We start from the raw sequence: 21,762 nt of genomic DNA, 5'->3' as shown, positions 1-21,762 counted from the left end.
TTGGGTTGACTCTAAGTTGGTGTAGCCAGTATCGGTGCAGTAACTGTGGGAACGGGCCATGCCCGTGACTTTTCGCGGGCATGGCCCGCTCCCACAAAAGTGGTTAGCCATCAGTTGCTTTTTTGTCGCCATAAATAATCAGGGCCGCATAAGCGGCCCTGATTTTTTCAGCTTTTCACCGTGGCCAGCAGGCGTTCCAGTAACGCCTCTAGCGTGTTGAAGCGTTCTTCCGCACGCTCCATCGGTATGGAGAAGCGGAACAGTGTGGCGCCTTCGAACTTGTAGCGATTTGGCGCGCTCTGGATCAACTTGATCAGCGTCAGTGGATCGACTGGTGTTTCCGCCGCGAACTCGATGCGCCCACCCTGCGGCCCTGCGTCGATCTTCTTGATACCCAGCCGCTCGGCCTGCAGCTTGAGCAGGGTCAGGCGTACCAGATGTTTGGCTGGCTCCGGCAGCAGCCCGAAGCGGTCGATCATTTCCACCTGCAGCTCTTTCAGGCCGTCTTCGTCGATTGCGTTGGCGATGCGCTTATAGAGGATCAGGCGGGCATGGACGTCCGGCAGGTAATCCTCGGGAATCAGCGCCGGTACACGCAGGTTGATTTCCGGCCCGCCGCCCAGCGGTTGATCGAGGTTCGGCTGCTCGCCCTTGCGGATCGATTTCACTGCTCGTTCGAGCATTTCCATGTACAGGGTGAAGCCAACTGCCTGGATCTGCCCGCTCTGGCCGTCGCCGAGAAGTTCGCCCGCACCACGGATTTCCAGGTCGTGGGTGGCGAGGACGAAGCCAGCACCGAGATCCTGGGCATTGGCGATGGCTTCCAGGCGTTTCTGCGCGTCGTCGGTCATCTGCTTGCGCGGCGGCGTCAGCAGGTAGGCATAGGCCTGGTGGTGGCTGCGCCCGACGCGACCGCGTAACTGGTGCAGCTGAGCCAGGCCGAACTTGTCGGCACGCTCGATGATGATGGTGTTGGCGCTGGGCACGTCGATGCCGGTCTCGATGATGGTCGAGGCGATCAGTACGTTGAAGCGCTTGTGGTAGAAGTCGCCCATCACCTGTTCCAGCTCGCGCTCGTGCATCTGTCCGTGGCCGATGCCGATGCGTGCCTCGGGCACCAGTGCGGCCAGCTCGGCCGCGCACTTTTCGATGCTCTTCACGTCGTTGTGCAGGTAGTACACCTGGCCGCCGCGCAGTAGCTCACGCAGCAGCGCCTCCTTGATCGTCGGGTTGTTCTGTTCCATGACGAAGGTACGCACCGAGAGGCGGCGAGCTGGCGGTGTCGCGATGATCGACAAGTCGCGCATGCCCGACACGGCCATATTCAGGGTGCGCGGAATGGGTGTGGCGGTGAGGGTGAGGATGTCTACCTCGCTGCGTAGCGCCTTGAGCACTTCCTTCTGGCGCACGCCGAAACGGTGTTCTTCGTCGATGATCACCAGGCCCAGGTTCTTGATCTTGACGTCATCCTGCAGCAGCTTGTGGGTGCCGATAACGATGTCGATCTTGCCTTCGGCCAGTTGCTGTACGGCGGCGCTGATTTCTTTGGCACTCTTGAAGCGGCTCATCACCTCGACCGTTACCGGCCAATCGGCGAATCGGTCACGGAAGCTGTTGTAGTGCTGCTGGGCAAGCAGGGTAGTGGGCACCAGAATGGCTACCTGGCGACCGCCATGTACGGCGATAAAGGCGGCGCGCATGGCCACCTCGGTCTTACCAAAGCCGACGTCGCCGCAGACCAGGCGATCCATCGGCTTGGGTGCGAGCATGTCTTCGCGCACCGCCTCGATGGCGCTCTGCTGATCCGGGGTTTCCTCGAACGGGAACCCGGCGCTGAAGGTGTCGTAGTCGGCTTTGGGATCATTGAACGCGTAGCCTTCACGGGCGGCGCGGCGGGCGTAGATGTCGAGCAGCTCGGCAGCGACGTCGCGTACCTGTTCGGCCGCCTTGCGCTTGGCCTTCTGCCAGACTTCCGAGCCGAGGCGATGCAGCGGGGCGAGCGCATCGTCGCTGCCGGTGTAGCGGGCAATCAGGTGCAGGCTGGCGACCGGTACGTAGAGCTTGGCTTCCTCGGCATACATCAGGGTGAGGAACTCGGCGGCTTGGCCGTCGAATTCCATGGTCACCAGGCCCAGGTAACGACCGACACCGTGATCGATATGCACCACCGGCGCGCCTTCGCGCAGCTCGGTGAGGTTCTTGATGACGTTGTCGCCGCCATCGCGGGTCTTTTCCCGACGCCGACGCTGCATGACGCGTTGGCCAAACAGCGGGCTTTCCGCTATCAGTGCCAGGTTTTCGAGCTGCAGGCCTTCATCCAGTGGCGCAATGGTGATGCCGAGGCGTTCCTTGCTCGCACAGAACTGCGGCCAGCCATCGACTTCTTTGGGCTTGAGCTTGAGGCGCGCGAGCAGCTCCAACAGCACTTCGCGGCGCCCGGCGGATTCGGCGCAGAACAGCACGCGACCTGGGTACTCCTCGATGAAGCGGCGCAGCGCTGCCAGTGGCTCGCTGCTCTTGGCCTGGATCGCCAGGTCGGGCAGGGCGCTGGCGTCGAAGCGCGTGCGGCCGACGCCAGGCTCGATGTCATCGGCGCTGACGACGACGCGCGGCCAGTCCTTCAGGCGCGCGAAGCAGTCTTCGACCGGTAGGAATATATCGGCCGGCGGCAGCAGCGGACGCTCGGGGTCGACGCGGCGTTCGTCGTAGCGGTTGCGCGCGTCCGTCCAGAACTGTTCGGCGGCCTTTTCGATGCCGGGCAGCGAGAACACCTGGGTGTCTTGGGGCAGGTAGTCGAAGAGGGTGGCGGTTTCTTCGAAGAACAGCGGCAGGTAGTACTCGATACCGGCGGGGGTGATGCCGGTGGAGAGATCCTGATAGATCGGGCAGCGACGGAAGTCGACGTCGAAGCGCTCGCGGAAGCGTCCGCGAAAATCGGTGACGGCCTTCTTCTCGAGGGGGAATTCGCGTGCCGGCAGCAGCTTGATCGACTCGACCTTGTCGATGGAACGCTGGGTCTCCGGTTCGAAGGTACGCAGGGTTTCGATTTCGTCATCGAACAGGTCGATACGAAATGGCAGCTTGCTGCCCATCGGAAACAGATCGATCAGCGCGCCGCGTACGGCGAATTCACCGTGCTCATAGACGGTATCCACGCAGCGATAGCCGGAGGCTTCCAGGCGCGAGCGCATGTCGTTGACGTCGATGCGCTGGCCGACGTCTAGCACCAGGCTGCTACCCAGCAGAAAGCGCGTTGGTGCCAGGCGATGGAGTGCCGTGGTGATCGGCACGACCAGTACACCATGCTTGAGCTCGGGCAGGCGATACAGCGCCGAAATGCGCTGGGAAATGATGTCCTGATGCGGCGAGAACAGGTCGTAGGGCAGGGTTTCCCAGTCGGGGAAATGCAGCACCGGCAATTCTGGCGCGAAGAAGCTCAGTTCCTGCTCCAGGCGCTCGGCGCTCTGGCTATCGGCAGTGAGCAGCAGGGTGAAGCGCTTCGCAGCGCTGGCCGCTTCGGCAATGGCCAGGCTCAGCGCGGCACCGGGCAGGTTGCCCCAGTGTTGTTTACCGGCGGTGGCCGGCAAGGACGGCAGACGCAGTACAGGCACAGGTGGCTCGCGATTGGTAACGATTTGGCCCCCGATTGTAACTATCCGCGAGGATGGCTGTCAGTGTTTCGACCGCTGCAGATTGCCGACCAATGTGTGTGTCGTCATAATGTAGCCCCTTTTTTCAGCCCCTACATGTGGAAGGTATTGCCGTGACTCAGAAGCCCGACCAGTGTCTTGGTGAATGGATTGACCGTGAAGCTCTCGCCGAGGCGATGATTCCGCTGATTGGTCAGCTGTACCGCAACAACAATGTGGTGCTGTCGATCCACGGCCGCAGCCTGATCAACCGTTCGGTCATCGAGATCCTCAAGGCGCACCGTTTTGCCCGTCACCGTCAGGCTGACGAAAACGGCCTGGCCGTTCACGATTCCTACGCCGTGCTCAAAGTGATGAGCGAGCTCAAGTTGGGCGCCGCCTCCGTCGATCTTGGCAAGATGGTCGGCAAGTTCAAGGCCGAAGGCCAGGGCCGCAGCATCGAGCAGTTCGTCCGTGACGAATTGGCCGACGTGGCCGGCCAGCAGAACGCCTCGCCGCGCAAGGGCACCGATGTTGTCCTTTATGGCTTCGGTCGTATCGGCCGTCTGCTGGCGCGTATTCTGATCGAGCACACCGGTGGTGGCGACGGCCTGCGTCTGCGCGCCATCGTCGTGCGCAAGGGCGCCGAGAATGACCTGGTCAAGCGCGCCAGCCTGCTGCGTCGCGACTCGGTGCATGGCAAGTTCGATGGCACCATCACCATCGACGAAGAAAACAGCACCCTGACCGCCAACGGCAACCTGATTCAGGTGATCTACGCCAAGGATCCGTCGGCCATCGATTACACCCAGTACGGCATCAAGGATGCGCTGCTGGTCGACAACACCGGCGTATGGCGTGATGCCGAAGGCCTCGGCCAGCACCTCAAGTGCCCCGGTGTCGACCGCGTCGTGCTGACCGCTCCGGGCAAGGGTGCCCTGAAGAACATCGTGCATGGCATCAACCACAGCGAGATCACCGCTGAGGACAAGATCGTCTCGGCCGCCTCCTGCACCACCAACGCCATCGTGCCGGTGCTCAAGGCAGTCAACGACAAGTACGGCATCGTCAATGGCCACGTCGAAACCGTTCACTCGTACACCAACGACCAGAACCTGATCGACAACTTCCATAAAGGCAGCCGTCGTGGTCGTAGTGCCGCGCTGAACATGGTCATCACCGAAACCGGTGCGGCTACCGCGGCTGCCAAGGCGCTGCCGGTTCTCAAGGGCAAGCTGACGGGCAATGCGATCCGCGTTCCGACGCCGAACGTGTCCATGGCGATTCTCAACCTGAACCTCGAGAAGGCCACCAGCCGCGAAGAAATCAACGAGTACCTGCGCCAGATGGCCATGCACTCTGACCTGCAGAAGCAGATCGATTTCGTCAGCTCCCAGGAAGTGGTGTCCACCGACTTCGTCGGCTCGCGCCATGCCGGTGTGGTCGATGCCGAAGCCACCATCGCCAACGACAACCGCGTCGTGCTCTACGTCTGGTACGACAACGAGTTCGGCTACAGCTGCCAGGTTGTCCGCGTAATGGAAGATATGGCCGGCGTTAACCCGCCAGCATTTCCGCGCTGATCGCCAGTCGCGCGACTGGAAATGAAAATGGGAGCCTTCGGGCTCCTATTTTTTTGCCTGCTGTTTTGTCCGCTTCACTGCCGTCTTTGATGCCGGGAGGAGGGCGGTGCGGCGTTATGTCGCCGGTCACTTAGCTCGCCGCCGTTAATTTCTTGTTGCGTTCTGTAACGGAAATCCGAAAAAAGCCAACCGCTTGGGTGGCGTCCGGTTGTCGCACAACTTTATAATCCCGGAGATTTCTTACCTGCGCTCAACATCTACCCGCGGCAATAGTGATATTGGCGTGCGTCCTGCCTTTTGGCTGACGTTTCGTTGAGTGCGTATCAAAAATTTTTAAGCTCGTGGTTAGGCAGACCTATGATCAAAATAAAACGTGGGCTCGATTTGCCCATAACAGGCGCGCCGGCTCAGCAGATCGAGGCATCGAGGCCGGTGCGCAGCGTGGCTGTTATCGGCTTCGATTATCACGGTATGAAACCCACCATGGCAGTTCAGGTGGGTGACCGGGTCAAGCTGGGTCAGATTCTTTTCTCCGACAAACGATCCGAGGGGATCCAGTACACGGCTCCAGGCGCTGGCATCGTCAGTGCGATTCACCGTGGCGAGAAGCGGGTGCTGCAATCGGTGGTCATCGATCTCGATGGCGACGAGCAGGAAACCTTCGCTCACTACCCAGACGCTCAGTTGAGCGGCCTCGACGCGGCGCTGGTTCGTGAGAACTTGCAGCAGTCGGGTTTGTGGACGGCGCTGCGCACGCGGCCGTTCAGCAAGGTGCCGGCCATTGATGCCGTACCGAGCTCGATCTTCGTCAGTGCCATCGATACTCACCCGTTGGCGGCCGATCCTGCGCCGATCATCGCCGAGTACGCGGCTGATTTCGAAAACGGTCTTAAGGTGCTAGCTCGCCTGGGCCAGGTGTTCCTGTGCAAGGCTCCGGATGTGAGCCTTCCGGGCGAGCAGGCCGAAGGTGTACGCAGCCAGGCTTTCGCCGGCCCGCACCCGGCGGGTCTGCCGGGCACCCATATCCATTTTCTCGACCCGGTCAGCGCCAGTAAAAGCGCCTGGACGATCAACTATCAGGACGTGATTGCCGTCGGCAAGCTGTTCACCACCGGTCAGCTGTGGGTCGAGCGCGTCGTCGCGCTGGGTGGCCCGGTCGTCGAACGTCCACGTCTGCTGCGTACCCGCCTGGGTGCCAACCTCGATGAGCTGACTGCAGGTGAACTCGCCTCCGGTGAGAACCGGATCATTTCCGGCTCCGTGCTGGGTGGGCGTACGTCCCGTGGTGCCTGTTCCTACCTGGGCCGCTACCACCTGCAGGTGTCGTGCCTCGCCGAGGGCAGTAACCGCGAGTTGATGCACTACCTGCGTGCTGGGGTGAACAAGCACTCGGTTCTGAATATCTTCGTATCCAAGCTGAACGCCGCAAAGCGTTTCGCGTTCTCGACCACTACCAATGGCAGCCCACGCGCCATGGTGCCGGTCGGCAACTACGAAGAAGTGATGCCGCTGGACATTCTGCCAACGCAATTGCTGCGTTCGCTGATCGTCGGCGACACCGAGATGGCCCAGCAACTTGGCTGCCTGGAACTCGACGAGGAAGACCTGGCGCTGTGCACTTACGTGTGTGCCGGCAAATACGAATACGGTCCGATCCTGCGGGATAGTCTGGCCCTCATCGAGAAGGAGGGTTGACCCGTGAGCGTGCGTGAATTCCTCGACAAGATCGAACACAACTTCGAAAAAGGCGGCAAGTACGAGAAGTGGTACGCCCTCTATGAGGCCGTGGACACCTTCTTCTATCGTCCTGCCAGCGTTACCAAAACCACTGCCCACGTGCGCGACGGCATCGACCTCAAGCGCATGATGATCACCGTCTGGGCCTGTACCTTCCCGGCGATGTTCTTCGGCATGTGGAACACCGGCTACCAGGCCAACCTGGTCTACGCGCAAAGCCCGGAACTGCTGGCTGCGCAAGACGGCTGGCGCTTCGCGCTGATCGGTGCGCTGGGCGGTTTCGACCCGAGCAGCCTGTGGGACAACTTCATCCAGGGGGCGGCGTACTTCCTGCCCGTGTACCTCACGGCGTTCATCGTCGGTGGTTTCTGGGAAGTGCTGTTCGCCTCGATCCGTCGCCATGAAGTGAACGAAGGCTTCTTCGTGACTTCGGTGCTGTTCGCGCTGATCCTGCCGCCGAGCATTCCGCTCTGGCAGGTTGCGCTGGGCATCAGCTTCGGTGTGGTGATCGGCAAGGAAGTGTTCGGTGGTACCGGCAAGAACTTCCTCAATCCGGCCTTGGTCGGCCGTGCCTTCCTGTTCTTCGCCTATCCGGCACAGATTTCCGGTGACGGCGTATGGACGGCCGTGGACGGCTACGCGGGTGCTACCGCTCTGACCGCTATCGCTGATGGCGGTGTGAATGGTCTGGTAAACGACGGCCTGACCTGGACCCATGCGTTCATCGGTTTGATGCCAGGCTCCATCGGCGAAACCGGCACCCTGGCGATTCTGCTCGGCGGTGCTGTGCTGCTGATCACCAAGATCGCCTCCTGGCGGATCGTCACTGGGGTCATGCTCGGCATGATCGCCACCGCCACGCTGTTCAACGCTATCGCCTCGGAAAGCAATCCGCTGTTCGCCATGCCCTGGTACTGGCACCTGGTCACCGGAGGCTTCGCCTTCGGCATGATCTTCATGGCTACCGACCCGGTGTCGGCATCCATGACCAATACCGGCAAGTGGATCTTCGGCATCCTCATCGGTTTGCTGGTGACCATCATTCGTGTGGTCAACCCGGCGTTCCCGGAAGGCATGATGCTGGCGATTCTGTTTGGCAATCTGTGTGCGCCCCTGATCGACCACTACGTGGTACGGGCCAACATCAAGCGGAGGCTGGCGCGTAATGTCTAAGATTAAAGAAACGCCGACACGCACCCTGGTCGTCACTCTGGTGATGTGCCTGGTGTGCTCGATCGCGGTATCGGCCGCGGCGCTGATCCTGCGTCCCACCCAGCAGGAAAATGCCCTGGTCGACCGCCAGCGCGCGGTGCTGGTGATCGCCGAATTGTGGCAGCCGGGCATGTCCAGCGATGAAGTACGCGAGATGTTTTCCTCGCGCGTGACGCCACGTCTGGTCGATCTGCGCACGGGTGAGTACAGCGACGCTCACGACCCGCACACCTTCGATCAGAACAAATCCATCGCCGACACATCGTTGTCCAGCCAGATTCCGGAAGGGCAGGACATCGCCTCGATCCGTCGTCGGGAACACTACGCAGTGGTCTATCAGATCGAGCAGAACGGGCAGATGGATCGCCTGGTGCTGCCGGTGCGTGGCTACGGCCTGTGGTCGACCATGTACGGTTTCGTGGCACTGCAGAGTGACCTGGAGACCGTCGCTGGCCTGGGCTTCTACCAGCATGGCGAAACCCCAGGGCTGGGTGGCGAGATCGACAACCCCAATTGGCAGGCCAAGTGGATCGGCAAGAAGGTTTACCAGAATGGCGAACCGACCCTTCGCGTGATCAAGGGCAGCGTCAATCCCGACAGCCCGCAGGCCGATTATCAGGTCGACGCTATCGCTGGCGCGACGCTGACTGCCAACGGCGTGACTCACATGATTCACTTCTGGCTTGGTGAGAACGGCTTCGGCCCGTTCATCAAGAAGCTCGGCGCAGGGGAGGCTTGATCCATGTCCAAATCCACCATGAAAGAGCTGTTGCTCGATCCGATTCTCAACAAGAACCCGATCGGTCTGCAGATTCTCGGTATCTGCTCGGCACTGGCGGTCACTTCCAGCCTGAGCACCGCGCTGGTGCTGTCCATCGCGCTGACCGTGACCACGGCCTTTTCCAGCTTCTTCATCTCGATGGTGCGCCACCAGATTCCGGGCTCCATCCGCATGATCGCCCAGGTGGTGATCATCGCCTCGCTGGTAATCGTCATCGATCAGTTCCTCAAAGCCTATGCCTATAGCCTGAGTCAGCGGCTGTCGGTGTTCGTCGGCCTGATCATCACCAACTGCATCGTCATGGGCCGCGCCGAAGCGTTCGCCATGTCCAACCCGCCCGTGGCCTCGTTCGTCGACGGCCTGGGTAACGGGCTGGGCTACAGCGCCATGCTGGTTGCGCTGGGTATCGTGCGCGAGCTGTTCGGCGCCGGTTCGCTGATGGGCGTGCAGATTCTGCATACCGTCAACAACGGCGGCTGGTATCAGCCCAATGGCTTGCTGCTGTTGCCACCGTCGGCGTTCTTCCTGATCGGCCTGTTCATCTGGGCACTGCGTAGCTACAAGAAAGAGCAGGTCGAGAAGGTCGAGTTCCGCATGGCACCCCAGGTGAAGAACGAGGAGGCTTACTAAATGGAACATTACATCAGCCTGTTCGTCCGGGCGGTGTTCATCGAGAACATGGCCCTGGCGTTCTTCCTGGGCATGTGTACCTTCCTGGCGATTTCCAAGAAGGTCGAAACCTCGTTGATGCTGGGCCTGACGGTCATTGTGGTGATGATCATCACTGTGCCGCTGAACAACCTGCTCTATGTGTACCTGCTTAAAGAAGGCGCGCTGAGCTGGGCCGGTCTGCCGGAAGTCGATCTGAGCTTCCTCGGTCTGATCTGCTACATCGGCTTGATCGCTGCCGTGGTGCAGATCATGGAAATGGTGCTCGACAAGTATCTGCCTGCGCTCTACAACGCGCTGGGCATCTTCCTGCCGCTGATCACCGTGCACTGCGCCATCTTCGGCGGCACGCTGTTCATGGTCGAGCGTGACTACGACTTCACCGAAAGTGTGGTCTACGGCGCCGGTGCCGGTGTCTCCTGGGCACTGGCTATCGTGCTGCTGGCGGCGATCCGCGAGAAGCTCAAATACAGCGATCCACCCGCCGGTCTGCGTGGGCTGGGTCTGACGTTCATCACCGTTGGCCTGATGTCGCTGGGCTTCATGTCGTTCTCCGGCGTACAGCTGTAAGGGGTTGCCAATGGCTTTCGAGATTCTAGTAGCAGTCTCCATGTTCACCGTGGTGATCATCCTCCTCGTGGCGGTGATTCTCATGGCGCGTGCTCGTCTGGTTTCGGCCGGCGACGTGAGCATCGAGATCAATGGTGAACGCACCATCACCGTTCCGGCTGGCGGCAAGTTGCTGCAAACCCTGGCCGAGAACGAGATTTTCCTGTCGTCCGCCTGTGGCGGCGGCGGTACCTGTGCGCAGTGCAAATGCATCGTGGAAAGCGGTGGTGGCGAGATGCTGTCCACCGAGGAGTCGCACTTCAACAAGCGTGAGGCCCGTGACGGCTGGCGCCTGTCCTGCCAGACCCCGGTCAAGCAGGACATGAAGATCGAAGTGCCGGAAGAAGTCTTCGGCGTGAAGAAGTGGGAGTGCACGGTGGAGTCCAACCCCAACGTCGCCACCTTCATCAAGGAACTGACCCTCAAGCTGCCGGAAGGCGAGAGCGTCGACTTCCGCGCCGGTGGTTACGTGCAGTTGGAGTGCCCACCGCACACCGTGCAGTACAAGGACTTCGACATTCAGGAGGAGTACCGCGGCGACTGGGACAAATTCAACCAGTGGAAGTACGTGTCCAAGGTCGACGAGACCGTGATCCGTGCCTACTCCATGGCCAACTACCCCGAAGAAGTCGGCCTGGTGAAGTTCAATATCCGTATCGCTTCGCCGCCACCTGGCAAGGATCACCTGCCGCCCGGTCAGATGTCTTCCTGGGTGTTCAGCCTCAAGCCTGGTGACAAGGTCACGGTGTACGGCCCGTTCGGCGAGTTCTTCGCCAAGGAAACCGATGCCGAGATGGTCTTTATCGGCGGTGGTGCCGGTATGGCGCCGATGCGCTCGCATATCTTCGATCAGCTCAAGCGTTTGAATTCCACCCGCAAAATCAGCTTCTGGTATGGCGCGCGCTCCATGCGCGAGGCCTTCTATACCGAGGAGTATGATCAACTGCAGGCGGAGAATCCGAACTTCGAATGGCACCTGGCGTTGTCCGATCCACAGCCGGAAGACAACTGGACAGGCCTCAAGGGCTTCATCCACAACGTGCTGTATGAGAACTACCTGAATGATCACCCAGCACCTGAGGACTGCGAGTTCTACATGTGCGGTCCGCCCATGATGAACGCCGCCGTGATCAAGATGCTTACCGACTTGGGTGTCGAACAGGACAACATCCTGCTCGACGATTTCGGCGGATGATTCCACGGGTTGCAATACTGCAGCCCGCCCTTGTTACAGCCCTGGCTGTGGCATTGGCGGGCTGCGGTTTTTCCGAGAGTGTCGAAGAGTTCGGCGGCCCTGCTCAGGGCAGCACTTATTCGGTCAAGTACGTAAGCACTGCGTCCGCTCCTGACAAGGCTACGCTCAAAGCCGAGGCCGAGGCGATCTTCGCCGAGGTCGACGAGCAGATGTCCACTTACCGTGACGATTCGCTGATCGAGCAGTTCAACCGCGCGCCGGCAGGTACCTGTATGCCCATGCCGGAAGGCGTGTTGAAGCTGGTACAGACCGGTGACGCGTTGCACCGCGACAGTGGCGGAGCCTTCGATCTGACCCTGGAGCCGTTGCTCGATCTGTGGGGCTTCGGCCCGCGCGGTAACGGCGAACGCCAGGTTCCGGATGCCGAGGCCTTGAAAGAGGTGCGCGGACGTATCGGCCAGGAGCACCTGCATATCGAGGGTGATCGCCTGTGCAAGGATCTCGAACTGCAGATCGACTTCAACAGCATCGCTGCCGGATATACGGTTGATCGAATCATCGAGCGTCTTGTCGAATTAGGCGTGCGCAGTTACCTGGTGGAAGCCACCGGCGAGCTCAAAGCGGTAGGGCGCAAGCCCGATGGTCAGCCTTGGCGCATCGCTCTGGAGGCGCCCCGCGATGATCAACGGGCCATCCAGCGCGTCATCGAACTGGACGGCTATGGCATTTCCACTTCAGGTGATTACCGCAATTATTTCGAGGAGCAGGGCGTACGTTACTCCCACACCCTTGATCCGCAGACCGCCGCGCCGATTCAGCACACCCTGGCGGCGGTCACCGTGGCTGCGCCATCGACGCTGATGGCTGACGGCCTGTCCACCGTGCTACTGGTGCTCGGCCCCGAGAAGGGCTACGAGTACGCAGAGCGTGAAGGTATAGCGGCGTTCTTCGTGACCCGTGAGGGTGACGGTTTCGTCACACGCAGTACCGCCACTTTCGAGCAGCTTTTCGCTGCGGGAGGTAAACAATGACATTCGTAATCGTTTTTCTGGTCATGCTGACGGTCGTCGGCCTGATGGCTGTGGGCGTAATGATGGGCCGCAAACCCATCGCCGGCTCCTGCGGCGGCATCGCCAACCTGGGGATCGAGAAGAAGTGCTCGATCTGCGGCGACGACCGTGAGCTTTGTGAAGAAGTGACGCGGAATAACGAAGGTAAAGGCGCCTCGGGCGTTGAGACCTTCGACGCGAGCAAGCGCTGATCGCCATTTGCGGTCTGGCCCGGTAGGCTATGCGCTGTTGCGAAATGTTGCGTACCAGGCCGCACGGTCGGTCTGGTTCTGCCGAGGACGCCCGATAAGCGTTCCGGCGTGATCTGAGGAGAGAACATGGCGGTCTACAACTACGATGTAGTGGTATTGGGTTCCGGCCCCGCAGGAGAAGGGGCTGCGATGAACGCGGCCAAGGCCGGACGCAAGGTGGCGGTGGTCGATGACCGCCGCGAGGTCGGCGGCAACTGCACGCACCTGGGTACCATCCCGTCCAAAGCGCTGCGCCACTCGGTGCGGCAGATCATGCAGTTCAATACCAACCCCATGTTCCGTCAGATCGGCGAGCCACGCTGGTTCTCCTTTCCTGATGTATTGAAGAGCGCCGAGGGTGTGATCGCCAAGCAGGTTACTTCGCGTACCAGCTATTACGCCCGTAACCGAATCGATGTGTTTTTCGGTACTGGCAGCTTTGCCGATGATCAGACCATTGAAGTGGTGTGCCCCAACGGCGTGGTGGAAACCCTGTCGGCCAAACAGGTGATCATCGCCACCGGTTCACGCCCCTATCGCCCGGCGGATATCGACTTCAATCATCCGCGCGTCTACGACAGCGATACCATCCTCACGCTCAGCCATACGCCGCGTCGTCTGATCATCTACGGAGCCGGGGTGATCGGCTGTGAGTACGCGTCGATCTTTAGCGGCCTGGGCGTACTGGTCGACCTGATCGACAATCGCGACCAGTTGCTCAGCTTCCTCGACTCGGAAATCTCCGATGCGCTGAGCTATCACCTGCGTACCAACAACGTGCTGATTCGTCACAACGAAGAGTACGAGCGCATCGAAGGGCTGGATAACGGGGTGATCCTGCACCTCAAATCCGGCAAGAAGATCAAGGCCGATGCACTGCTGTGGTGTAACGGGCGTACCGGTAACACCGACAAGCTGGGCCTGGAAAACATCGGCATCAGCGTCAACAGCCGTGGTCAGGTGCAGGTCGACGAGCACTACCGCACCGAAGTCGACAGCATCTATGCGGCCGGTGACGTAATTGGCTGGCCGAGCCTGGCCAGTGCCGCAGCTGACCAGGGTCGTTCTGCGGCTGGCAGCATCGTCGACAACGGTAGCTGGCGGATCGTCGATGACATTCCTACCGGTATCTATACCATTCCCGAGATCAGCTCGATCGGCAAGAACGAGCATGAGCTGACCAAGGCCAAGGTTCCGTACGAAGTCGGCAAGGCGTTTTTCAAGAGCATGGCACGCGCGCAGATTTCCCATGAGCCGGTGGGCATGCTGAAGATCCTCTTCAACCGCGAAACCCTGGAAGTGCTCGGCGTGCACTGCTTCGGCTACCAGGCTTCTGAAATTGTGCACATCGGCCAGGCGATCATGAACCAGAAGGGCGAGGCGAATACGCTGAAGTATTTCGTCAATACCACCTTCAACTACCCGACGATGGCCGAAGCCTATCGGGTAGCAGCGTTCGATGGCCTCAACCGGCTTTTTTGAGCGGCTCCGGCCGGTGGCCTGAGCCGGTCGGGGATCCATTCGCCGACTCCCGCGACTGGCACTGGCCAAACCGCGAGAGTTTCTAAGCAGGCCAGAAAGCCGATCCCTTGTGGATCGGTTTTTTTATGGGTGGCACCTGTCGAAAACATACAGGACAGCCTGGTCTGAGCGCGGCGATACCCGGGATTGCCTGATTCACGATTATCGCTGCCCTCGACCCGCTCCCACAGCGTCAGGCCGCGCCTGGCTCGCGAGGCAAAAAACAGTGGTGCGGCCGCCAATCGCCGGCAAGCGGGCTCCTACATGGCGGCAGCTGTGGAAGACTCAGCCGCGCAGTGTGCTCACTGCGATACCGGGGAAGTCGGTGATGATGCTGTCCACGCCGAAGTCGGCGAGGCGGCGCATCAGGGCGGGTTCGTTGACTGTCCATACCGACACGTGCAAGCCGGCCTTCTGGGCTTTGAGCAGGCGTTCCGGGGTGCACAGTGTCCAGTTCAAGGCCAGCAGGTCGCAGCCGTAGTTGCGTGCGACCTTGAGCGGATCCAGCCAGGCGTATTCGGCGACCAGGCCGCGGGCCAGGTGGGGTGTCAGGCGCTGGGCGGCGCTCAGTACCTCGCGGGAGCTGGACGTGATGGTGATCTTGTCGTCCAGGCCAAAACGCCGGCTGAGCAGGGCGATGGCCTCCACCGTGCGCGCAGCGCGTACCTTGGAGGCGCTCTTGACCTCCAGTTGCCAGTGCTCGAAATCGCACTGCTCGAACAGTTCGCTCAGGCGCGGAATGGGGCAGGGGTGGCGCCAGCCCGGGCCGCCGCGACGGGCGTCGTAGTGAACCAGGTCGGCGGCGTCATGCTCGACCACCTTACCGCGCTGGCCGGTGGTGCGCTTGAGCGTCGGGTCGTGGATGACCATCAGCTCGCCGTCACGGGACAGGTGCAGATCCAGCTCGCAGTGGCGTACGCCGTGCTCGAGGCACTGCTGGAAACTGGTCAGGGTATTTTCCGGGGCTTCGCCCTTGGCGCCGCGGTGGCCGTAGATCAGGGTCACGGTTGCTCCTTACTCGGTTCGTGTGGTGCGCGGTTGTTGATGGCGCACGCTGTTGATCACGTGGTCGTATTCGAAGTAAACGCTGAATTCGCGGTAGTCCCAGCGGGTGATCGGCGGCTTGCCGACGGCGGGGTGTTCTTCGTCAGCCAGGCCGAAACGTTCCAGCACCGAGCGCTTGGACTGGCCGAGCTGTGGCAGATCGGTGAGGTCAGCGCCTTGTTGGCCGATGGGGATTGTCAGGGTGTCGGCATGGGTTGTCAGCGGCAGCAACAAAGCCAGTGACAAAATAAATCGACGTGCAGTCATACGGAATCCTCGCGAGCCTGACGGCGCTCCTGCGCCTGGCGTTGCAGGATATGCCGGGCGAGCAACTGGCGCTGTGCGTCAGTCAGCGCTTCGAATTCGGCGCCGATCTCGAACTGCCCTTCGTGTTCCTGGCAATGCAGTATCTTGGCGCGCAGCAGCAGGCCCAGTGCCTGGGGCATCAGCACCATCTTCAGCGCCAGGTGAGTGTCGACCGGCAGGGGCTGGGCATTGAAGAAACTGATGCCACCCTCCGACAGGGTGACGCGTTTCGGTGGGCCGATGTCGCGCAGCAGGCTCTGAGCCATGGCCTGGCCGAGCAGGTCGATGCGTTTGTTGACCACCTTGAGGTAATTGGCCAGGGTGCGGTCGCGCTCGCTGATATTGCGCAGCAGGTGCTGGGACTCGAAGTCCATCAGATGCAGTTCGCTGAGCAGGTTGAACAGCGGAGATGCGTCATGAAGCTCGTCACTGGCCAGGGCTTCGGCACCAGCCAGTGAGGTGAAATCCAGTGCGATCGTGTCCTCGATACGGTAGTATTCGCGGCGATCATTTTCGTCTTGAGTCGACATGGCGAACCCATGGCAGCGGTGGTGGTCAGAGTGTAAGGCCGCTCGCCAGGCCCCGCCACAAGGACGTTTCTCTTTCCCTCGAACAAGCGCCCCACATGTTCAGACCCCTGTCCGTTTTTCTCGGTACGCGCTACACGCGGGCCAAGCGTCGCAACCACTTTGTTTCGTTCATTTCCCTGACCTCGATGATCGGGCTGGCACTCGGTGTGCTGGTGATGATTCTGGTGCTGTCGGTAATGAACGGCTTCGACCATGAAATGCGCACCCGCGTCTTGGGCATGGTGCCCCACGCCACGGTCGAGAGCTCCCAGCCGATCAGTGACTGGCGCCGCCTCGCCGACCGGGCGTTGCAGAACCCTCAGGTTCTTGCCGTGGCGCCGTTCAGCCAGATGCAAGGCCTGCTGACCAACGATGGCAAGGTACAGAAGGTGCTGATCAACGCCGTGGATCCCGTCGAGGAGCCCAAGGTGTCGATTATCGGCGACTTCTTCCGCGAGGGTCGGCTGGAAGACCTGCAGCCTGGCACCTTCGGCATCGTCATCGGCGACAAGGCTGCCGAGAAACTCGGTGTCGGGCTGGGCGACAAGGTGACCTTCGTGGCGCCGGAAGTCACGGTCACCCCTGGCGGCATGTTCCCGCGCCTCAAGCGCTTTACCGTGGTCGGCATCTTCCATGTCGGTGCGGGTGAAATCGACGGTTTCGTGGCCATGACCCATATCCAGGATCTGGCCCGTCTGAAGCGTCATCAGGCCGATCAGGTGCAGGGCATCCGCCTTAAGTTCGATGACCTGTTCCAGGCGCCGCGTACTGCCTGGCAACTGGCGCAGAGCTTCGGCGAACAGGATTACCTGGCCCGCGACTGGACGCGCACCCACGGCAATCTGTATCAGGCCATTCGCATGGAAAAAGCCATGATCGGTCTGTTGTTGCTGCTGATCGTCGCGGTGGCGGCCTTCAACATCATCTCCACCCTGGTGATGGTGGTGACCGACAAGAAAGGCGATATCGCCATCCTGCGTACCCTTGGCGCCACGCCCATGCAGATCATGGCAACGTTCATGGTGCAGGGCACGGTGATCGGCGTGATCGGTACCTTGATCGGCGCAGTGCTGGGCATCCTCGCCGCGCTCAACATCAGTTCGATCATCGCCGGCGTCGAGCGCCTGCTCGGCTTCAAGTTTCTCAATGCCGATGTGTACTTCATCGACTACCTGCCGTCGCAGCTGATGCTCGCCGACGTGGTGCAGGTCTGTGGTGCGGCATTGGTGTTGAGTTTCCTCGCTACTCTTTATCCGGCCTGGCGCGCGGCGCGCACCCAGCCCGCGGAGGCATTACGTTATGAGTGATCCGGTCGTGCAGGCGCAGGCAAGTGCCGTGCTCAGCTGCCGCAACCTCGGCAAGCGCTACGAAGAAGGCCCGCAGTCGGTGGTGGTACTCGACGACTTGCAACTGGAGCTGCTGCCCGGGGAGCGGGTGGCCATCGTTGGTAGTTCGGGCTCCGGCAAGAGCACCCTGCTGAACATGCTCGGCGGCCTGGATACGCCGAGCAGCGGCAGTGTCTGGCTGGCCGGTGAAGAGCTTTCGGCGCTCAACGAGAAACAGCGTGGCTTGCTGCGCAACCGCGCCCTGGGTTTCGTCTACCAGTTCCATCACCTGCTTGCCGAGTTCACCGCGCTGGAGAACGTGTGCATGCCGCTGTTGATCGGCAAGACCTCGATCAGCGAGTCGCGTCAGCGGGCCACCGAGTTGCTCGAGCGCGTCGGCCTGGGCCATCGCCTGAGCCACAAGCCTGCCGAGCTTTCCGGTGGTGAGCGTCAGCGCGTGGCGATTGCCCGGGCGCTGGTCAATCGTCCCGGCCTGGTGCTGCTCGACGAGCCCACCGGCAACCTCGATAACCATACTGCCCAAGGCATTCAGGATCTGATGCGCGAGCTTAGCAGTCAGTCGCAGACCGCTTTCCTGGTGGTGACTCACGACCTGCAACTGGCGCGGCAGATGGATCGGGTGCTGAGCCTGGAAGACGGCAAGCTGGTGCACGCCTGATGTTTCGCCCGCTGAGTGTCTTCATCGGCCTGCGTTACACCCGTGCCAAGCGCCGCAACCATTTCATCTCGTTCATTTCCCTGACTTCGATGATCGGCCTGTCCCTGGGCGTGCTGGCGATGATTGTGGTGCTGTCGGTGATGAATGGCTTTCACCGTGAAATGAGCTCACGCATTCTCGGCATGGTGCCCCACGCGACCATCGCCGGTGCGCCTGCGCTGGCCGACTGGCAGGCGCCGGCCAAGGTCGCCCTGGAAAATCCGCAGGTGGAGGCGGCGGTGCCGTTCGCCGAGTTGGAAGGCATGCTGTCCTACCGCGGCGTGATGCAGCCGATTCAACTGCACGGTATCGACCCCGAGCTGGAGCCGAAGGTCTCGATCATTGGCGATCACATGGTGCAGGGTCGCCTGAGCGATCTGCGCGAAGGCGAGTACGGGGTGATTATCGGGGAGATCACCGCACGCCGCTTCCAGCTGCAGGTCGGTGATCGACTGGCGTTGATCGTGCCGGAAATCAGCTCGGTGCCCGGTGGTATCACGCCACGCATGCAGCGCTTGAACGTGGTCGGGGTGTTTAAGGTGGGCGCCGATCTGGACAGCTCCCTGGCCCTGATCAATGTCGCCGATGCCGCGCAGATCCAGCGTCTGGAACCGGGTTCGGTGCAGAGCATCCGTCTCAAGTTGAAAGATCTCTATCAGTCGCCGCAAGTTGCCAGCGCCATTGCCACGCAGCTGGGCGAGGGCTACCACGCCAGCGACTGGACGCAGACTCAGGGCAGCCTGTTCAGCGCCATGAAGATGGAGAAGACCATGATCGGTCTGCTGCTGCTGCTGATCGTCGCGGTGGCCGCCTTCAACATCATCGCCACGTTGATCATGGTGGTTGCCGACAAGGGCGCCGATATCGCCATCCTGCGCACGCTGGGCGCCACGCCGCTGCAGATAATGGGCGTATTCATGGTGCAGGGGACGGTAATCGGCGTGGTTGGCACCTTGATCGGCGGTGTACTCGGTGTGCTGGCTGCCCTCAATGTCAGTGAACTGGTCGGTTGGCTCGAGCGGGTCAGTGGTCAGCATGTGTTCAGCTCCGACGTGTACTTCATCAGCAACTTGCCGTCCGAGTTGCAGGTCGGGGACGTGGTGCTGATCTGCAGCGCGGCGCTGATCCTCAGCTTCCTCGCCACGCTCTATCCCTCCTGGCGTGCGTCGCGTACACAGCCGGCCGAGGCGCTGCGTTACGAATGAGCTGCTAACCTGATGAAGGCCGCTATTTATAGCGGCCTTCTCGTTTCTGGATCATAAGGACGCCCATGGATGGGAGTAAGCCGGGCAACCTGCGCAATGGGTTGCTCGCATTGGCAGCGGGGCTTTTGCTGCTGCGCTTTATACCGCAACTGCCGCCAGCCTCCATGTTGCTGGTGTCGGGCCTGGTAGGTCTGGCGCTGTTGCCTTTTCGCACGTATCCCATCGGCCTGTTTCTGCTCGGTTTCAGCTGGGCATGCACTTCTGCGCAATGGGCGCTGGATGATCGCCTAGACCCGGCCCTCGATGGTCGCACCCTGTGGCTGGAAGGCAGGGTGGTGGACTTGCCGGATGTGCGCGAGGGTGTGGTGCGCTTTCATCTGCAGCAGCCGCAATCGCGCCGTGCCCAGTTACCGCAGCTGTTGCGTCTGTCCTGGTATGGCGGGCCGGATATTCGCGCTGGCGAAACCTGGCGGCTGGCGGTCAACCTCAAGCGCCCCCATGGTCTGGTCAATCCGCAGTCCTTCGATTACGAGGCCTGGTTGTTGGCCCAGCGCATCGGCGGTGTCGGCACCATCAAGTCCGGACAGCGTTTGAGTGAGGCGGGTGGTAGTGGCGCTTGGCGAGATGGTTTGCGCCAGCGGATGCTCGCAGAGGATCCCCATGGCCGTGCGGGCGGATTGGCCGCGCTGGTGCTTGGTGATGGCTCAGGCCTCTCGGTGGCCGACTGGCGCGTGCTGCAGGATACCGGCACGGTGCACCTGCTGGTGATCTCTGGCCAGCATGTGACATTGGTGGCTGGCATGTTTTACGGCTTGGTGTTCTGGCTGGCGAGGTTGGGCTGGTGGCCACGGGTCGTGCCCTGGTTGCCGACGGCCTGCATTCTGGCCTTCTCTTCGGCATTGGGGTACAGCCTGCTGGCTGGCTTCGAGGTGCCGGTGCAGCGCGCCTGCGCGATGATCGGCCTGGTACTGCTATGGCGTTGGCGCTTTCGCCACCTGGGCATCACCTTGCCGCTGCTGGTGGCGTTGGTCACGGTACTGCTGCTGGAGCCGCTGGCGGTATTGCAGCCGGGCTTCTGGTTGTCGTTCGGCGCCGTGGGGCTGCTTATTCTGATCTTCGCTGCACGCCTCGGTGCCTGGGCTTGGTGGCGCACGCTGGGGCGCGCGCAGTGGGCGATGACCGTGGGGTTGTTGCCGATGCTCCTGGCCCTGGGGCTGCCTATCAGTGCCAGCAGTCCGCTGGCCAATCTGATCGCCGTGCCTTGGGTCGGTTTCGCCGTGGTGCCGCCCGCATTGCTCGGTACCCTGTTGCTACCTGTTCCCTGGTTGGGGGAGGCCTTGCTGTGGTGGGCCGGTTTCGCCCTGGAGTGGCTGTTTCGTCTTTTGGCGTTGATGGCTGCTTGGTTGCCGGCCTGGTTGCCGAGCGCACTGCCGTTATGGGCCTGGTTGCTGGTGGCGCTGGGCGCCCTGTTGATTCTACTGCCCAGCGGCGTTCCACTGCGGGGGCTGGGCCTGATCCTGCTCTTGCCTCTGTTGTTCGCGCCGGTGCAACGGCCGGCCGAACAGCGTGCTGAAGTGTGGATGCTGGATGTCGGTCAGGGCTTGTCGATGCTGGTGCTGACTGGCGAGCATGCCTTGCTCTACGACGCTGGCCCCAGTTTTGGTGATTTCGATATGGGTGAACGGGTAGTGCTGCCATCGCTAAGGGCGTTGGATGTGCGCGCACTCGACATGCTGCTGCTCAGCCACTCCGATAACGACCACTCTGGCGGGGCTGAAGCCGTGGCTCGCGGAATACCTGTGAGCCGAGTCGTTAGTGGCGAAGCACCGGCGCTACCGGCTGTACTGCAGGCTGAGCCCTGTAGAGAAGAAAGCTGGACGTGGAATGGCGTGCATTTCAGTACCTGGCGTTGGGCGGATGCTACTGACAGCAATCAGTCATCCTGCGTGCTGATGATTGAAGCCGCGGGGGAGCGCATCTTGCTGACCGGCGATATCGACGGGCGCGCCGAGCGAGCGCTGATCGATACGGGGCGAGATCTGCAGGCCCAGTGGCTGCTGGCACCTCATCACGGCAGTCGCAGTTCATCCTCCTGGGCCCTGCTCAAGGCGGTCACGCCTGAGGCGGTGTTGTATTCCCGCGGTCGGCACAATGCCTATGGCCATCCTCACCCTGCAGTCGTCTCACGTTATGCGGCGTTTAACGCCAGGGCGTACGACAGTGTCGAGACCGGTGCGCTGCGTATCGATCTCGGCACCTTTGGCGAGCCACATGCCTTACGTGAAATAGCGCGTTTCTGGCGGGAAAAATGAGAACCGCAGCCGTCGGCGACATCACGACCCTATGCTAGAGTGGCGCC

Annotated in this window: 18 protein-coding genes; 14 read left to right on the top strand and 4 right to left on the bottom strand. The window is 61.3% G+C overall.

Features of this window, described 5'->3' with window-relative positions:
* Nucleotides 1-167 precede the first annotated feature (167 nt).
* A complete protein-coding gene (mfd, locus tag K5Q02_RS20240) occupies nucleotides 168-3,611 on the bottom strand; it encodes a transcription-repair coupling factor (protein WP_225833610.1) in 3,444 nt (1,147 codons plus the stop codon).
* Nucleotides 3,612-3,763: 152 nt separating this feature from the next.
* Between mfd and K5Q02_RS20235 the strand changes: the two genes are divergently transcribed.
* From K5Q02_RS20235 to sthA, 10 genes are all read left to right on the top strand, one after another.
* Nucleotides 3,764-5,212 carry a glyceraldehyde-3-phosphate dehydrogenase gene (locus K5Q02_RS20235; protein WP_225833608.1) on the top strand — a complete coding sequence of 483 codons (1,449 nt, stop codon included), beginning with the start codon at nucleotides 3,764-3,766 and terminating at the stop codon, nucleotides 5,210-5,212.
* 357 nt (nucleotides 5,213-5,569) lie between these two features.
* The gene (locus K5Q02_RS20230; protein ID WP_225833606.1) at nucleotides 5,570-6,907 is read left to right on the top strand and encodes a Na(+)-translocating NADH-quinone reductase subunit A; all 1,338 of its coding nucleotides are present in this window, start codon (nucleotides 5,570-5,572) and stop codon (nucleotides 6,905-6,907) included.
* A 3-nt stretch (nucleotides 6,908-6,910) separates the two neighbouring features.
* The gene (locus K5Q02_RS20225) at nucleotides 6,911-8,122 is read left to right on the top strand and encodes an NADH:ubiquinone reductase (Na(+)-transporting) subunit B (RefSeq protein WP_225833604.1); all 1,212 of its coding nucleotides are present in this window, start codon (nucleotides 6,911-6,913) and stop codon (nucleotides 8,120-8,122) included.
* Nucleotides 8,115-8,900, top strand: a complete 786-nt coding sequence (locus tag K5Q02_RS20220; RefSeq protein ID WP_225833602.1) for a Na(+)-translocating NADH-quinone reductase subunit C — start codon at nucleotides 8,115-8,117, stop codon at nucleotides 8,898-8,900. The genes K5Q02_RS20225 and K5Q02_RS20220 overlap by 8 nt, the downstream gene beginning before the upstream one ends.
* A gap of 3 nt (nucleotides 8,901-8,903) precedes the next feature.
* Nucleotides 8,904-9,572 (top strand): NADH:ubiquinone reductase (Na(+)-transporting) subunit D, encoded by a 669-nt coding sequence (locus tag K5Q02_RS20215; RefSeq protein ID WP_225833600.1) that lies wholly within the window; start codon nucleotides 8,904-8,906, stop codon nucleotides 9,570-9,572.
* Complete coding sequence (gene nqrE / locus K5Q02_RS20210) at nucleotides 9,573-10,181, top strand: NADH:ubiquinone reductase (Na(+)-transporting) subunit E (RefSeq protein WP_225833598.1); 609 nt, start codon at nucleotides 9,573-9,575, stop codon at nucleotides 10,179-10,181.
* Between the two features lie 10 nt (nucleotides 10,182-10,191).
* The gene (nqrF, locus tag K5Q02_RS20205; RefSeq protein ID WP_225833596.1) at nucleotides 10,192-11,415 is read left to right on the top strand and encodes an NADH:ubiquinone reductase (Na(+)-transporting) subunit F; all 1,224 of its coding nucleotides are present in this window, start codon (nucleotides 10,192-10,194) and stop codon (nucleotides 11,413-11,415) included.
* Nucleotides 11,412-12,446, top strand: coding sequence for an FAD:protein FMN transferase (locus K5Q02_RS20200; RefSeq protein ID WP_225833594.1), 1,035 nt, complete (start codon nucleotides 11,412-11,414; stop codon nucleotides 12,444-12,446). Before nqrF ends, K5Q02_RS20200 begins: the two co-directional genes overlap by 4 nt.
* Nucleotides 12,443-12,676, top strand: a complete 234-nt coding sequence (gene nqrM / locus K5Q02_RS20195; protein WP_225833592.1) for a (Na+)-NQR maturation NqrM — start codon at nucleotides 12,443-12,445, stop codon at nucleotides 12,674-12,676. Before K5Q02_RS20200 ends, nqrM begins: the two co-directional genes overlap by 4 nt.
* A gap of 126 nt (nucleotides 12,677-12,802) precedes the next feature.
* On the top strand, nucleotides 12,803-14,197 hold the full coding sequence (gene sthA, locus K5Q02_RS20190; protein WP_225833590.1) for a Si-specific NAD(P)(+) transhydrogenase: 1,395 nt from the start codon (nucleotides 12,803-12,805) through the stop codon (nucleotides 14,195-14,197).
* A 324-nt stretch (nucleotides 14,198-14,521) separates the two neighbouring features.
* Here the strand turns inward: sthA and K5Q02_RS20185 are convergent, their stop codons facing one another.
* From K5Q02_RS20185 to K5Q02_RS20175, 3 genes are read right to left on the bottom strand one after another with little or no spacing between them, the layout of a single operon-like run.
* Nucleotides 14,522-15,241, bottom strand: coding sequence for a glycerophosphodiester phosphodiesterase (locus K5Q02_RS20185; protein ID WP_225833588.1), 720 nt, complete (start codon nucleotides 15,239-15,241; stop codon nucleotides 14,522-14,524).
* 9 nt (nucleotides 15,242-15,250) lie between these two features.
* Nucleotides 15,251-15,547, bottom strand: coding sequence for a phosphodiesterase (locus K5Q02_RS20180; RefSeq protein ID WP_225833587.1), 297 nt, complete (start codon nucleotides 15,545-15,547; stop codon nucleotides 15,251-15,253).
* Nucleotides 15,544-16,116, bottom strand: a complete 573-nt coding sequence (locus K5Q02_RS20175; RefSeq protein ID WP_225833585.1) for a PilZ domain-containing protein — start codon at nucleotides 16,114-16,116, stop codon at nucleotides 15,544-15,546. Before K5Q02_RS20175 ends, K5Q02_RS20180 begins: the two co-directional genes overlap by 4 nt.
* 95 nt (nucleotides 16,117-16,211) lie before the next feature.
* On the opposite strand from K5Q02_RS20175, the gene K5Q02_RS20170 reads away from it, so the two are divergent.
* From K5Q02_RS20170 to K5Q02_RS20155, 4 genes are all read left to right on the top strand, one after another.
* Complete coding sequence (locus K5Q02_RS20170) at nucleotides 16,212-17,462, top strand: lipoprotein-releasing ABC transporter permease subunit (protein WP_225833583.1); 1,251 nt, start codon at nucleotides 16,212-16,214, stop codon at nucleotides 17,460-17,462.
* Complete coding sequence (gene lolD / locus K5Q02_RS20165; protein WP_225833581.1) at nucleotides 17,455-18,159, top strand: lipoprotein-releasing ABC transporter ATP-binding protein LolD; 705 nt, start codon at nucleotides 17,455-17,457, stop codon at nucleotides 18,157-18,159. The genes K5Q02_RS20170 and lolD overlap by 8 nt, the downstream gene beginning before the upstream one ends.
* Entirely contained in the window at nucleotides 18,159-19,403 is a 1,245-nt protein-coding gene (locus tag K5Q02_RS20160) for a lipoprotein-releasing ABC transporter permease subunit (protein ID WP_225833578.1), read from the top strand. The genes lolD and K5Q02_RS20160 overlap by 1 nt, the downstream gene beginning before the upstream one ends.
* An 89-nt stretch (nucleotides 19,404-19,492) precedes the next feature.
* A complete protein-coding gene (locus tag K5Q02_RS20155; RefSeq protein WP_225839791.1) occupies nucleotides 19,493-21,715 on the top strand; it encodes a DNA internalization-related competence protein ComEC/Rec2 in 2,223 nt (740 codons plus the stop codon).
* Nucleotides 21,716-21,762: the final 47 nt, after the last annotated feature.

Origin of the sequence: Pseudomonas sp. MM211 (genome assembly GCF_020386635.1) — a bacterium.
In the GTDB taxonomy this organism is placed as follows: domain Bacteria; phylum Pseudomonadota; class Gammaproteobacteria; order Pseudomonadales; family Pseudomonadaceae; genus Aquipseudomonas.
This window is presented reverse-complemented; position numbering and strand designations above follow the sequence as displayed.